This is a genomic window from Vibrio sp. 397 (genome assembly GCF_033339395.1).
Lineage (GTDB): Bacteria > Pseudomonadota > Gammaproteobacteria > Enterobacterales > Vibrionaceae > Vibrio > Vibrio alginolyticus.
Window position 1 is genome coordinate 290,804 of sequence record NZ_JAWOUN010000006.1, and the last position, 15,657, is coordinate 306,460.

Annotated in this window: 9 protein-coding genes; 7 read left to right on the forward strand and 2 right to left on the reverse strand. The window is 47.5% G+C overall.

Annotation, left to right across the window (positions count from 1 at the left end; all coding sequences use genetic code 11):
- Window positions 1-107 precede the first annotated feature (107 nt).
- Both R7P36_RS12575 and fdhF read right to left on the reverse strand, forming a co-directional pair.
- Entirely contained in the window at window positions 108-479 is a 372-nt protein-coding gene (locus R7P36_RS12575) for a hypothetical protein (protein WP_005375433.1), read from the reverse strand.
- A 398-nt stretch (window positions 480-877) separates the two neighbouring features.
- Window positions 878-5,116: a formate dehydrogenase subunit alpha gene (gene fdhF / locus R7P36_RS12580; RefSeq protein WP_213900034.1), complete on the reverse strand. Its 4,239-nt coding sequence runs from the start codon at window positions 5,114-5,116 to the stop codon at window positions 878-880.
- Between the two features lie 315 nt (window positions 5,117-5,431).
- Between fdhF and R7P36_RS12585 the strand changes: the two genes are divergently transcribed.
- The 7 genes from R7P36_RS12585 to R7P36_RS12615 all read left to right on the forward strand — a co-directional run bounded on the left by R7P36_RS12585 (window position 5,432) and on the right by R7P36_RS12615 (window position 15,580).
- The gene (locus R7P36_RS12585) at window positions 5,432-5,854 is read left to right on the forward strand and encodes a hypothetical protein (RefSeq protein ID WP_213900033.1); all 423 of its coding nucleotides are present in this window, start codon (window positions 5,432-5,434) and stop codon (window positions 5,852-5,854) included.
- A gap of 135 nt (window positions 5,855-5,989) precedes the next feature.
- Window positions 5,990-7,381, forward strand: a complete 1,392-nt coding sequence (locus tag R7P36_RS12590; RefSeq protein WP_213900032.1) for a TolC family protein — start codon at window positions 5,990-5,992, stop codon at window positions 7,379-7,381.
- A 146-nt stretch (window positions 7,382-7,527) separates the two neighbouring features.
- Window positions 7,528-9,246 carry an efflux RND transporter periplasmic adaptor subunit gene (locus tag R7P36_RS12595; protein WP_213900031.1) on the forward strand — a complete coding sequence of 573 codons (1,719 nt, stop codon included), beginning with the start codon at window positions 7,528-7,530 and terminating at the stop codon, window positions 9,244-9,246.
- A 2-nt stretch (window positions 9,247-9,248) separates the two neighbouring features.
- Window positions 9,249-12,428 (forward strand): efflux RND transporter permease subunit, encoded by a 3,180-nt coding sequence (locus R7P36_RS12600; protein ID WP_213900030.1) that lies wholly within the window; start codon window positions 9,249-9,251, stop codon window positions 12,426-12,428.
- A 77-nt stretch (window positions 12,429-12,505) separates the two neighbouring features.
- Window positions 12,506-13,072 (forward strand): copper-resistant cuproprotein CopI, encoded by a 567-nt coding sequence (gene copI, locus R7P36_RS12605; protein WP_213871217.1) that lies wholly within the window; start codon window positions 12,506-12,508, stop codon window positions 13,070-13,072.
- A 324-nt stretch (window positions 13,073-13,396) separates the two neighbouring features.
- Window positions 13,397-14,248 (forward strand): CARB family carbenicillin-hydrolyzing class A beta-lactamase, encoded by an 852-nt coding sequence (gene blaCARB / locus R7P36_RS12610; RefSeq protein WP_213900029.1) that lies wholly within the window; start codon window positions 13,397-13,399, stop codon window positions 14,246-14,248.
- A gap of 282 nt (window positions 14,249-14,530) precedes the next feature.
- Entirely contained in the window at window positions 14,531-15,580 is a 1,050-nt protein-coding gene (locus R7P36_RS12615; RefSeq protein WP_053303796.1) for a sensor domain-containing diguanylate cyclase, read from the forward strand.
- Window positions 15,581-15,657 lie beyond the last annotated feature (77 nt).

Below are 15,657 nucleotides of genomic sequence, written 5' to 3' on the forward strand. Positions count from 1 at the left end.
CCACGATATTGCGTTCATTCCTTAAAAACAAAAATAGCCCCAACGAAGGGCTATTTTTTGTTTCTGTATTCATACACTGTGCTATCGAACTCAACTCTCCGACAATATTAATAGTACTCGCCGTAGGAACAATCTCGTAAATCGGAAATATTGTAGTTTTTCAAAGAGTTTATTTTAAAGTTGAACACTACCTGTTTACAGACAACGCCTTCGCGATCCGTGTACGTGATAATACCTTCACTGTACGCACGCTGACCATCAGAGGATGTCACGTCAGCAACAAGTTCCAAATGGCCCTTATGCGCGTCTACGCGATTCATCATCTCAAACACATCTACCCACTCTTCGCGATTTGCCATTTGTATTAGCATGGACTTCGCCTGTGTTTCCAACTGCTGGGGGTATACATAATAACGGTTGTAACCAAAGTATGCGCACATAAGTAATAAAACGAGTGCAAATGAGGTTGTTCTTGTCATACAAGCTTCCTCTTGTTGTTATAAAAATCTTGCTTCGCTAATTCAGTATAGGAAGCGAGCAAAGTTTAGGTTATAGAACTTGCCCAAATAACAGAGGACAGTCAGAGACAGTCAATTCTATGACAAGCTCAACAACAAACTTTATTGCACTCTCATCATGGGCTTGAACAAAAATACGCCATAGAGACAGTAAGAAGTAAGAAGTAAGAAGTAAGAAGTAAGAAGTAAGAAGTAAGAAGGGAAAACTAACCGGAGCGCGGTGATAACAGAAAAGTAAAAGGAGTTTGAAGAAAAAGACAATCCGAGTGAATGTAGTGAGAGCGGAAATCAAGATTAGATTATCCGCCCATCAACTAGGCTCAAATTGTCAGTGACCACAACAACGCGACTCACCGAATTTAAACGTGTTGGTAACTATCTTCGAGAGACTCTGTCTGCGTTGTTTTCTCGCTCACTTCCACTTTAACCGCAGCGACCTTGAACTCAGGGATCTTCGCATGCGGGTCAGTTGCCGTTGTCGTTAGGCGGTTGACTGGCGATTCAACAAAGTGGAAAGGAATGAACACCACACCTTTTTGAATCCGCTTAGTCACAAAGGCATCAATCTCAATGCTGCCACGACGTGTAGACACCGTCAGACGCTGACCATTACTGATGCCTAGCGCTTCTGCGTCTTCCACGCTCACCATCGCGCGAGGGCCAGCAAGGTTATCCAACCCTTTGGTCTTACGCGTCATGGTGCCAGTGTGGAACTGCTCAAGTACGCGACCCGTCGTTAACACAAGTGGGTACTCTTCATCTGGCAGCTCAGCCGCATAACGGAACGGTACACCCACCATTTGCCCTTTACCACGAGTAAACTGGGTTTGGTGCATGATGCGAGTACCTGCTGGGTTGTTCTTGTTGCTCGGCCATTGCACTCCGTTTGGCGTAATGGCATCCCAACGAAGACCAGCGTATTGAGGCGTCACGCGTGCGATTTCATTAGTGATATCAGACACGCAGTGGTAATCCCAATCACTGCCCATGGCATTGGCGATTTCTTGAATAATCCACCAATCTTCTTTCGCTTCACCCGGTGCCGTTACGACTGGGTTCACACGCTGAACACGACGCTCCGTATTGGTGAAGTGACCCGCTTTCTCTGCAAATGAGCAAGAAGGCAGAACCACATCCGCGTATTGCGCGGTTTCCGTTAGGAAGATGTCTTGAACAACCAAGAAGTCGAGTGCTTCTAAACCTTCAATCACATGCGCTTGGTTCGGGTCACTCAATACTGGGTTCTCACCCATGATGTACATACCACGAACGTCACGATGGCAAGCCGCGTCAATGATTTCTGTCAGGGTTAGACCTTGCTCAGAAGGCAGATTTGGTGCGTTCCATTCAATCGCAAACTTCTGACGCACAATTGGGTTGTATACCTTTTGATAGCCCGGGAAGCTGTTTGGCAAAGCGCCCATATCACACGCGCCTTGCACGTTTGATTGACCACGCAGCGGGTTAATACCACCACCTTCAATGCCGATGTTGCCACACAGCAATTGCAGGTTAGCGATAGAACGCACGTTGTCATGACCTGTCGTGTGCTGAGTAATCCCCATCGAGTAGTACACAGCGGTACGATCTGCCGTGCCAATCATACGCGCCATTGCTTGAATGTCTTCGGCTTTAACACCCGTAACCAATTCCACTTTATCGAGGTTGTAAGCTGGCGACATTACTTCTTGCAGTAAGGTATCAAAGCCGTCGACACGTTCTTCGATGAACTCTTGATCGTACCAACCGTTCTTGATGATCTGCTGCATAACGCCATTTAGGAGCATCACATCCGTACCCGGACGGTGCGCCATATACAGCTCAGCATGCTCTGCCATATCAACACGTTTCGGGTCAGCCACAATCAAACGAGCACCGTGGTGACGAATTGCTTGTTTGATATGTGAAGCGATAATCGGGTGCGCCGATGTGGTATCCGAACCAATAATAAAGATCACATCCGAGTGTTTAATGCTTGGAATGTCGTTGGTCATTGCACCACTACCCAGTGACGCCTCAAGACCGGTTACACTCGATGCGTGACACAAACGCGCACAGTGGTCGACGTTGTTAGTGCCCAGTTCACGACGGACAAATTTTTGGAACGCGTAGTTGTCTTCGTTAGTGGTTTTCGCTGAAGAGAAACCCGCCAATGCGTTGCTGCCAAAATCTTGCTTGATGCCAGAGAACTTGCTTGCAATCAGTTGAATCGCCTCTTCCCAACTCGCAGGCTGCAACCAACCGTCTTTACGAATCAAAGGCGTGGTAAGACGCTCTTCACTGCCGATGAAATCAAAACCAAAGCGCCCTTTCACACACAGCATGCCTTGGTTCACTGGCGAGTCACCACCCTTCACGTAACGAATCGTATTGGTTGCTTCGTCCACGAACATGGTCAACTTACAACCCACACCACAGTACGTACAGATGGTGTCGACCGCTTTCAGATCTTCAGTACGACCTTGCGAACGGTCACGACTATCGACCATCGCGCCCGTTGGACACACTTGAACACACGCGCCACATTGCACGCAGTTCGAATCACCCATTAGGGTTAAACCATTCTTGTTACTTCCAAAGTGTGGACGATCGTCTGGACGTAACGCGGGGCGACCTTGTTTGTCGCACACAAAGTTCAGTACACCGTGCACGGCTTTGTCGCGACACGCTTGGATGCACTGACCACAACTAATACAGCGGTTGGCATCAAACTCAATAAACTCAGAGCTGCGGTCAACTTCGTACTTATGACGCAAGTCTTTCGCACGAAGATCTAACCAATCTTGATGCGATTTAATCTGCAAGGAGAAGTCAAAGCTTTGCTCAGCTTCATATTCGGTGGAGTAATCACGCAGCGCACAATCGGTATTTGCCTGACAACCACATTCTAGACAGCGCGCAGCTTCCTTCATCGCTTCTTCGTTATCAAAGCCTAACTCCACTTCAGCGAAGCTTTGCTCGCGTTGTGCTGGAGTCAGTTCAGGCATGATAGAGCGAGCGACTTTTTGGATGTTCTCGAAGTGAAGCGGATCAACTTGAGAGAGTTTCTTCTCTTTGCGCGAGTTGAACGCTGCCTTTGGCATATCGGCCATATCGCCATTCAAAAACAGGTCAATGGCTTTTGCCGCAACGCGACCATCACCCACCGCTTCAACTGCCGTTGCAGGACCACGGCGGAAATCACCAATACTGAAGATGTTGCCCGTGCCGGTGTGCATGGTCTTTTCATCGGCATCAGAAGTATTCCAGCGCGTAAGCGGAATCGACAAATCTTCGCCTTCGAGGAAGCTCAGATCTGGCTTTTGCGATACTGCCGCAATCACGGTGTCGAACTCTTCGGTGAAGAACTCGCCAGTTGGTTTAGGGCTTCGACGACCAGATGCATCCGGTTCACCCAACGCCATGCGCTCTAGACGAATCGCATTCACGCGTCCGGTTTCATCGGCAAGGTTTTCTGCAGGGTTGGTCAAGAAGTGGAATTTCACCCCTTCGTGTTCCGCTTCGACAATCTCGTAGTCTTCTGCCGGCATTTCGTCACGAGTACGACGATAAATCAACGTGGTGTCTGCACCAGCACGACGCGCAGTACGAGCACAGTCAATTGCCGTGTTACCACCACCGATCACCGCGACTTTCTGACCCGTGACGTAGTTTTGCTCGGTAACGTAATCTTTGAGGTAATCAACGCCTAAGTAGCAACCTTCAAGGTCACTGCCTGTGTAGTGCATTTCAACCGCTTGAGACGCACCGACAGCCAAACACACCGCGTCGTATTCTTCACTCAATTGAGAAAGCGTGAAATCCACACCCAGCTTTTGATTGGTGTGAACTTGCATGCCATTGCGGCACATCAGTTCGATTTCTTTATCGAGAATGTCTTTTGGCAAACGGTATTCAGGAATGCCATAACGCAACCAACCACCCGCTTTTGGCATGGATTCAAAGACCGTAACATCGTAGCCTTCGTTCGATAGATAGTAGCCAGCCGTGAGACCACCAGGACCACTGCCGACGACGGCAATGTTCAAACCTTTGCTTGGTTTCTTTTCTGGTACATAGGCTTCATGCGCAGACAAATCCGCATCCGCGGCATGACGTTTTAGCTGACGAATAGCGATAGGCTCATCGACTAACGAGCGGCGACATTCACTCTCACAAAATGCCGGGCACACACGGCCAATCGATAACGGCATAGGAAGCGTACGCTTAATCACTTCAATCGCTTTTTGATGATCGTTCTGTGCGATGTGATAAAGGTACGATTGGATATCCACGCCCGCAGGACACGCGGTTTTACATGGCGCTTCACAATCGGCGTAATGGTCCGTCATGATGCGGTTAAGTGCTTTTCTGCGGTGCTCGCTTAATTGTTCTGATTGCGTGACCACATTAAGGCCGCGGTAAACTTCGAGTTCACACGCACGCTTAGTACCGCCACTTTCGACTTCAACTACACACAAGTCACACGGTACTTTTTCATTACTTTTGTTCATTCCGCACAGCGATGGGATCTCGACCCCACACACTTTTGCTGCTTCTAAAAGGGTTAGACCCTCTTCTACAATTCTATATTTTCCATCGATGACAATTTCTATCATGCAACCCCCGCAGCAAAGCAAATCCAAATCTGCACAAGTAAAACCATGCATTCTATAAGGATAATCATTTGTAAGACAAGTTAGTGTGATGTAAAACTTATAAACCACATTTTTCACGTGTCATAAAAAGCGAGGGCTTCTTTCGCTAACTTTCAACACTCGGTGTTTAACAAACGTTTTACTCCCTCGAAAGTGCGAAAACTGAAGGGTTGGACTATTTTGATAATAAGAGTAATAAATGATTGACCTTACCCTTAGGTTAACCTTTAGAATCGAAGGGTTTTCATCATTTTCATCAAACACATGGGAAAGGGTATGCACTTAAAATCGCTGCATACAATCTGGTTAACTCTCTTCACGACGCTAGTGCTATTGGTATCTAGTGTGGCGAACAGTGAGCCGTTGATGAATATTCAAATGATGTCTACTGCCATGGCTCACCATCCTTCTATGATGAGTGACAGCGAACACTGCGGTATGCCTGGCATGATGGACGTATCCATGACTGACGCTTCTATGTCCGAAGATGGCGATGCAAGAGAAACCAGCATGAACTGTGGTGGAGGCTCCGGCATGGTTCATACCTGCTGCACTGCCGCGTGTACGATAGTTTTCGTCCCCCTACCGAATCCTATCAATAGCCCAATGCCCGTCGTCTATCGCGCAACCATTACTCCTGAAGTTGCTTCCCCAGTCGTACACGTCAGCCGCGACCTGTACCGACCTCCTATAGCCTAAATCCGTCCTAGCATTCGACCCTGCGCGTGTATCGCAGGTTGTTTTAATGCGCCTGAACGATGAGGTAACAAGGCTTTACTGTTCCCGCAATAAAATCCGCACCTCCATCGATCCGGCGAACACTGGATTTAGATTATGGATATCAAACCATACCGCTTAGCTGCACCTATTTTTATGGTGGCTCTGGTCGCTGCACCAACCTTGGTTAACGCCGCAGGTAAAGAGACGCACGCAGCGCAAAATTCCGCATCAAGTGAGCGAGCTTCAACGACCAAGCTTGCCCAACTGATCAACGTCGCTTTGAGTAACGATGGCAATCGTAAGCAATACTCTGCGCAATCTGCTGCCATGCGTGAAACGGGCGTCGCGAGCGCGACCTTGATGGACCCAAAACTGAAAGTGGGTTTTGGCGGCTTGCCTGTCGACAGCTTCAAATTCGATGAAGACCCAATGACCAACATCTCCGTTGGTTTAATGCAACAGTTTGAGCGTGGCTCTACGCTTGATTTGCAACAGAAGAAAGCCAATCAACAAGCCGATGGCCTTGGGCTTCAAGTTCATGCTCGTGAGCTTGAGGTAGCCAACAGCATGACTCAACTTTGGTTAGAGCTTGGTTACCAGCAACGCGCTGAGCAAATCATGCTTGAGAATCGCAAGTTGATGAAGGAGATGGAAAGCTTTATTCAAACCAACTATTCGATTGGTAAGAGTGAAGCGCAAGATCTGCTCAACGCCCAACTTCAAGTCAGTAAATTGGATGAGAAACTGCAAGCCAACGCACAAATGCAACGTCGTCTTATCTCTCAACTCTCCGAATGGTTGGGGTCAGACTGGTTGGCAAACGAAGAGGCTCTGCACGCGAGCAATCAATTGAACTGGGACACACTGAACAGCAAACTTGCTGCCAGTCAGGGTTCCACCAAGCATTATCAGCAACTCAGCCAACACCCGATGGTTAAGATGGCCGACGTCAGCATTTCTGCCAATAAAACGCAGGTGGAAATTGCTGAGCAAGCCTACAACCCACAATTTGGCGTCGAAGTAATGTACGCCTACCGCCAAGCCGACAACATGATGGGTGAACCCGCCTCCGATTTGGTCAGCGCTTACCTAACCATGGACATTCCGTTGTTTACGGGTGACCGCCAAGATCGCAATCTCGCGGCCGCTCAATACCAAGTTGGCGCGGCACAATCACAAAAAGACACCTTACTAACGCAGATGAATGCCAAGGTGAACACTTTGCTGGTTGATCGCGGCAACTTAACCCAACGCTTAGAACGTTATCAATCCACCTTATTGCCTCAAGCGAAAGCGCGCATTCAAGCCGTTGAGCGGGGTTATCAAAACAACACAGCTCAGTTTAACGATGTAATTTCTGCCACGACTGACGAGTTGGCTCTGCAATTAGAGCAACAACGTCTGCTGACCGATCTCAACATCGCAAACAGCAATTTAGCCACCCTACTCGGTGGTTTCGACTATCAAGTGGCTTCACCGGAAGCTAGCTCTATCTCGACATATTAATTTGTGATTCCCCAAGACCGTTGGGGCTACAGCTAGGCGGCAAACGAGAGAATCCCATGAGCATAGATCTTCTATGTGACTTGGGTGAACGAGAGCAGGCAACAACGCTGTAGCGTCAAATGTGAAGGGGAAAATAAGGTAAAACAATGAAAACATTAAAGATTGCAACCATCGCGCTGATTGTTGGTGGTGCTTTAGGGTTTGGTGCTAATCATTTTCTTACGAGCTCGGCTCACGACATGAGTGCGATGGGTGGCGAATCTGCTGCAAGCTCTAATGATCCGCTTTACTGGGTTGCCCCAATGGATCCGAATTACAAACGCGACAAGCCGGGTAAGTCCCCAATGGGCATGGATTTGATCCCGGTTTACGCAGAAGATCTATCCGGTGAACAAGACGCACCGGGTACAGTGACTATTGACCCTTCAGTGGAAAACAACCTCGGGGTTAAAACCGCAAACGCGACACTACAACAGCTATCACCACGCATCGAAACAGTTGGTTATATTGCCTTTGATGAAAGTCTGTTATGGCAAACCAACGTTCGTGTGGCGGGTTGGGTAGAAAAACTCTACATCAATGCCGTGGGTGAGAAAGTGAAGAAAGGCGATGTGCTTTTCACGCTCTACTCTCCTGAACTGGTTAAAGCACAAGAAGAATTGCTGAATGCGTACCGCACTGGCCGCAAAGGTCTTGTAAAAGGCGCGACCGAACGCTTGGTAACGCTTGGGGTTGACCGTGCTCAAATCAAATCCATTACTCGTAGTGGTAAAGCATCACAAACCATTGAAATCAAAGCACCTGCTGATGGCGTTATCGCGAGCTTAAACGTGCGTGAAGGTGGCTATTTGTCCCCTGCTCAAGCGGTGATCAGTGCAGGTCCTTTGGACAATGTTTGGGTTGATGCGGAAGTCTTTGAGCGTCAAGCGCACTGGATGAAAGGGGGCTCTCAAGCCACGATGACCCTTGACGCGATTCCGGGCAATGAATGGCAAGGTGTTGTCGATTACGTGTACCCAATCCTCGATCCGAAAACACGTACGTTGCGTGTGCGTCTTAAATTCCCTAACCCAGATGGCGCATTGAAGCCAAACATGTTCGCCAATATTGCCTTGCAGCCTGTCACTGACGACGCAGTATTAACGATTCCCAAATCATCTGTTATCCGCTCTGGCGGTATGACTCGCGTTGTTCTGGCGGAAGGTGATGGCAAATACCGTTCTGCTCGAATTGAAGTTGGCCGTGAAGCTGGCGAACAAATCGAAGTATTACAAGGACTTAAACAAGGCGACAAGATCGTTACGTCATCTCACTTCATGCTCGACTCTGAATCAAGCCAGTCGGCAGATCTGTCTCGCATCAATGGTGTAGAAGCAGCGGCAGAAACGGCATGGGCCAAAGGTGAGATCACGGATGTGATGAAAGATCACCGCATGCTGACCATCAACCACCAACCTGTACCAGAATGGGATTGGCCGGGCATGGTAATGAACTTCACTTTCGCAGATGGCGTTGAAATGGGTGACTTGAAAAAAGGTCAGGCTATCGAATTTGAAATGCAAAAGACGGAGTCCGGTCAGTACCAAATTATCGACTATAAGGCAGACAACAGCGTCATTGCGGCAGAAGTTTGGCTAACTGGTGACATCACTATGTTGATGGCCGATTTTGGCATGATCACCTTAAACCACCTACCCGTTGCAGAATGGAACTGGGATGCAGGCGAGATGAACTTCTCAGTGGGTGAAGACGTTGATTTATCGGGTTTTGAAGAAGGACAGAAAGTTCGGTTTCTAGTTGAAAAACAAGGATCTGACTACGTTCTTAAACAGCTAGTTCCTGCAACAACAGCCGTCGAGGGTTAATTATGATCAATGCTATTATTCGTTGGTCACTGAGCAACCGATTCCTAGTGTTGGTCGCGACCTTAGCCCTTGTATTAGGTGGACTTTACAGTGTAAAGAATACGCCTGTTGATGCGATTCCGGATCTTTCTGATGTGCAAGTGATCATCAAGACAAGCTATCCGGGTCAGGCTCCTCAAGTCGTCGAGGATCAAGTCACTTACCCACTCACCACCGCCATGCTTGCCGTGCCGGGTGCTGAGACAGTTCGTGGTTACTCCTTCTTTGGTGACTCTTACGTTTATATCATTTTCAACGATGATACCGACATGTACTGGGCACGTTCGCGCGTGTTGGAGTACTTAAGCCAAGTAACACCAAAGCTGCCACCGAACGCAAAACCAACCCTAGGTCCTGATGCAACGGGCGTGGGCTGGGTTTACAGCTACGTATTACAAGACAAAACCGGCAAGCATGATTTGGCGGATCTTCGCAGCCTGCAAGACTGGTTCTTGAAATACGAATTGCAAACCGTTGATGGCGTTTCTGAAGTCGCTACCGTGGGCGGTATGGTGAAGCAGTATCAAGTGCAGATTGATCCTGCCAAACTGCGTGCGTACAACCTCACTTTGCAACAAGTGAACATGGCAATCCAAAACGGTAACCAAGAAACCGGCGCGTCCGTTATCGAAGTTGCGGAAGCCGAACACATGGTTCGTACCACGGGTTACCTAACCAGCATTGAAGACATCAAATCACTGCCTCTAAAAGTCACCGAGAAAGGCACGCCGTTGCTATTAGGAGACATAGCAGACATTAACCTTGGCCCACAAATGCGCCGTGGTATCTCAGAGCTGAATGGCGAAGGTGAAGCGGTCGGTGGCGTTATCGTGATGCGCTTTGGTGAAAACGCCAGTGAAGTGATTGCGAAAGTCAAAGACAAACTCGCAGACCTACAACGCAGCCTGCCAGAAGGCGTGGAAATTGTTGCAACTTACGATCGCTCTACCCTTATCGATTCAGCGGTAGAAAACCTATGGAAGAAGCTTGCAGAAGAGTTCATTGTCGTTGCGATTGTGTGCGCGTTATTCTTATTCCACATTCGTTCTTCGTTGGTTATCGCTCTGAGCCTACCGGTTGGCATTCTCACTGCGTTTATCGTAATGCATTGGCAAGGCATCAACGCCAACATCATGTCCTTGGGTGGTATTGCAATTGCCATCGGTGCCATGGTGGATGGGGCAATCGTAATGATTGAAAACGTTCACAAGCACATTGAACGAACGCCATTGACCGACAAGAACCGCTGGCAAGTAATTGGCAAAGCCGCAGAAGAGGTTGGCGCACCGCTGTTCTTCTCGTTGCTTATCATTACTCTTAGCTTCGTACCGGTGTTCGCCTTAGAAGGCCAAGAAGGCAAGATGTTCTCGCCGCTTGCGTTCACTAAGACTTACGCCATGGCAGCGGCAGCAGGTTTGGCAATCACACTCGTCCCTGTTCTTATGGGCTACTTCATTCGCGGTAAGGTGTTACCGGAGCACAAAAACCCGGTTAACCGTGGCTTGGTCGCATTGTACCGCCCGCTGTTGAACACCAGCTTAAAATACCCTAAGACCATGATTGTTATCGCATTAGGTCTGATGGCTTCGGCTTACTACCCTACCAGTAAACTGGGTAGCGAGTTCATCCCGCAGCTGGATGAGGGCGACTTGATGTACATGCCAACGACCTATCCGGGTATCTCGATTGGTAAGGCGCGTGAGCTTCTACAACAAACCAACAAGCTGATCAAAACCGTTCCAGAAGTGAAAACCGTATGGGGCAAGATTGGCCGAGCTGAGACCGCAACCGATCCAGCACCACTCACCATGATCGAAACCGTGATTCAGTTGAAGCCACGCTACCAATGGCGTGAAGGCGTAACAACCGAGTCACTACGCAAAGAGTTCGACAAACTGGTTCAGTTCCCTGGTCTTACTAATGCTTGGGTAATGCCGATCAAAACGCGTATCGACATGCTGGCAACGGGCATCAAAACCCCTATCGGCATTAAAATCGCCGGACCCGATCTGAAAGTAATTGAGAAGATCGGCTCTCAGTTGGAGCCAATTCTTAATGGCGTACAAGGTACAGCATCGGTTTATGCAGAACGTGTAGCAGGTGGTCGATATATCACGATCGACATTAAACGTCGTGCCGCAGCGCGTTATGGCTTAAGCATCAAAGACGTTCAGCAAGTGATCTCCACTGCGGTGGGTGGCATGAATGTGGGTGAAACCATCGAAGGCTTGGAGCGTTACCCAATCAACGTTCGTTACCCACAAGACTACCGAGATTCAGTGGTTAAACTGCAAAACCTACCATTGGTGACACCAAATGGCGCTCGTATTGCGCTGGCTGACGTAGCGGACATTCGTTACGAAGATGGTCCTCCAATGATCAAGACAGAAAACGCACGTCCAAACGGCTGGGTATTTGTCGACATCGATGGTCGTGACCTTGGCTCTTACGTCGTGGAAGCACAGCAAGTCGTGGCCGATCAACTAGAACTTCCTGCGGGTTACTCACTGGCTTGGTCTGGTCAATACGAATACATGGAACGTGCGAAAGACCGCTTGAGTGTCGTGGTACCAATCACCACCGCCATCATTATGCTGCTGCTTTACTTCAGCTTCCGTCGCGTCGGTGAAGTGATGATCATCATGCTTACCCTACCCCTCGCTATGGTCGGTGGTTTGTGGCTTATGCATATCCTCAACTACAACTTCTCAATTGCCGTTGGGGTCGGCTTTATTGCCCTAGCAGGTGTCGCGGTTGAAATTGGGGTCATCATGCTCGTCTACCTCAACCAAGCATGGCACTACAAAAAGCTGGATGCGGAAGAGAGCCAACAGAAGCTTGAAGCGAAAGACCTAACTGATGCCATTCGTGAAGGTGCAGGCCTGCGTGTTCGCCCAGTAATGATGACGGTACTGACAGTCATTATTGGCCTTATTCCGATCATGTACGGCGAAGGTACAGGATCAGAAGTAATGCAACGTATCGCCGCACCAATGATTGGTGGTATGGCATCAGCACTGCTGCTGACGCTGTTGGTACTTCCAGCCATCTTCAAGCTGTGGAAACAACGTGAGTTGCGCCAAAGCAATGCGACTAATCACCAAGCTAGCACACAAGCTAGTGATGTAAACAACAACGCTTAATCCCTACCTTCCCCTCAAACATGCCGTTTTGAGGGGAAGCAACCAAGTTATTAATGAATTAAAACAAGGATATAAAAATGAAAAAGACACTAATCACTCTTGCTCTAGCCCTAACAACAACGACTGCGTTTGCTCAAATGGATCATTCAAACATGGACCACGCGAACATGGATCATAGCAATATGAAGCATGAAAATATGGACCACGGCAGCATGAAGATGGACCACAGTAAAATGGACCATTCAAACATGATGGATATGCCGGGCATGTCGGCAGTAGGTATGCCAGCAAAAGGCGCAAAACCAGACAAGGTGGTACACGTTATCTTGGGTGATGACATGACCATCAAGTTCAAGAAAGACGTAAAGATTGAACCAAACGATGTGGTGCAATTTGTCGTGATGAACACCGGTAAGATCAACCACGAGTTCACAATCGGTTCGGCCAAAGAGCAGCTAGAACATCGCGAAATGATGAAGACGATGAGCGGCGATCACATGCATGACTCAGGCAACGCTGTTACGGTAGAACCGGGGAAAGCGAAGCAGTTGTTGTGGCATTTCCACGGTGACAACAACGTTGAGTTCGCGTGCAACATTCCGGGCCATGCAGAATCGGGCATGGTTAAAAAGATTGAACTGTAAGTAATTATCCAAATAGACAAAGGAGCTGATGATTCAGCTCCTTTTATTTCTGGATCAAACTATTCGTTAGCTCATGATAAGAAATTCTGAGCCAGTGTCTCTCGCTAAGATATTTTTGTGACCGAATCACCGACGTAATATATAAGCCAAACTACAGGCCTTGATAGCAACACTCTTCTCCCCATATTGAGACCGTTTAAGCGTATTGCAAAGAATCCTACATAAAATAGACATAGATTTAACAGTGTTTAGAGTATTGGCTCGTTATAGTTTACGTGACATCGCTACCGTGCGAACTAAAACTAAAATTGAAGAACACGATCCATGAAAAAGTTAATTTTGTTGGCTGGGCTAATGGTTTGCTCAACCCTAAGTTACGCGTCCCAATTGAATGAGGACATTTCTCTCCTCGAGCAACAAACCTCAAGCAGAATTGGGGTGTCAGTTTGGGATACCCAAGCAGACGAGCGTTGGGATTACCGTGGCGATGAACGCTTCCCACTCATGAGCACATTCAAAACCCTAGCTTGTGCCAAAATGCTAAGTGATATGGACAGCGGTAAGCTAAGTAAAAATGCGACCGCAAAAGTCGATGAGCGCAGTATTGTTGTATGGTCTCCAGTGATGGATAAGCTCGCAGGCCAAAACACACGCATAGAGCACGCGTGTGAAGCCGCTATGTTAATGAGTGATAATACCGCAGCCAACTTAGTATTAAATGAAATTGGCGGCCCTAAGGCCGTAACAATGTTTCTGCGAACAATTGGAGATAAAGCAACGCGCCTAGACAGAATAGAACCTCGCTTGAACGAAGCCACACCAGGCGACAGCCGCGACACAACCACACCTAACGCCATACTAAACACTCTTCGAACTTTGGTCGAAGGCGAAACGTTGTCTTATGAGTCTCGTGTACAATTAAAAATCTGGATGCAGGACAACAAAGTTTCAGACTCGTTAATGCGTTCTGTATTACCAACAGGTTGGTCTATTGCAGACCGTTCTGGTGCGGGAGGTCATGGTTCGCGTGGCATTAACGCGATTATATGGAAGGAAAATCATCGACCTGTTTACATTAGTATTTATGTCACAGAAACCGAGCTCTCACTTCAAGCTAGGGACCAACTCGTTGCGCAGATAAGTCAGTTGATTTTACAAAAGTACAAAGACAATTAAGTCACCACTCACCTGACCCTATTTGTATCCTTTTCTAGCCCTTCTATTCCAGAAGGGCTCATTCTGTACTTCCATCTTAAAAACACCACTTATTGAGTAATGACTTACTTATAAATAGGTATAAGATTTACTTATTTAGGGTGAGTTAACGCCCACATTAAGCAACCAAATGCACACAGACGGCGATAATTGAACCATACTCTTACCAAGAAGCACATTTTCTACAAAATAGCTTCACGTAATTTATTGTTGGTATTTGCAACATTGCCAAGGAGATGTCTATTGAGACTTGAAAGAACTTTTAACCCTGATGACTTATCGATGCAAAACATGGAAAGTCCGATATGTATGCCGATAGGGTTTGTTCACTTTTTAGCTCAATCGGAAACACTACAGCAAGTACTTGATACGGTGGCAGAATGGATAAATCGTATATTTAATTCTGACCGTGCGAGTATCACACTTTATGAAAACAATGATCATTTAAAGGTCTACTCTTTCTCTGGTAGTAAAGCGATTCCCGCTGAATTTTTAGTGCCCATTCATCAAGCGTTTGTTGGCCGAGTGTTCAAAAAGCAACAACTGATGATCTGCGACGATGTTACGCAATCTGATGAGATCGATTGTGTGATGCTCGCATCCAATGGTATGGGTACGTGTATGGACGCGCCTTTAATGCACGGTAAAGTCTGCCTAGGAACGCTTAACGTTGCGCATCATCAAACGCACATTTACACAAACGAACAAGCGGCACAGCTTCAGTGCATAGCTAATTGGATTGCTTTAAACATTGCCCTTCATATACAGATTATGAAAATGGAGCACCTCGCCACGACGGATGATCTAACAGGTATTCCAAACCGCAGAGAGTTCATGCGACAAATCGAAAGCCGCCTAAATGAATACCGAACCCAGGGCATTGACTTCCATGTTGCTATTTTAGATCTCGACAATTTTAAAAGCCTCAATGACCGATTTGGTCATGACGCAGGCGATAAATCACTGATCCATGCAGTTAATACTATTAAAAGTCATCTACTTGATTGTGACTTACTTGCCAGAGTTGGTGGTGAAGAGTTTGCCATCGTATTAAGAAGTCGCTCATCACAGCAAGCTCTAGACACATTAGAAACAATTCGTAATGCACTAGAAACGACGACCGTTCAACATTCAGGTTGTGATATGAGCTTCACCGCGAGTATTGGGGTAACTCAAGTCTGTCGTCTCGACGACTCATTTGAACCATTAGTTAAACGCGCAGACTTAGCACTTTACAAGGCAAAGGAAACCGGAAGAAATCGCGTTGAGTTTCATATTGGTGAAGAAAGGTAGAAAAAGTAAATTACCACCTTCTAAAGAAGGTGGCTTTGTGTGAGCCCCCTAAAAGGGGGCCTTTGTTTAGTCCAGCG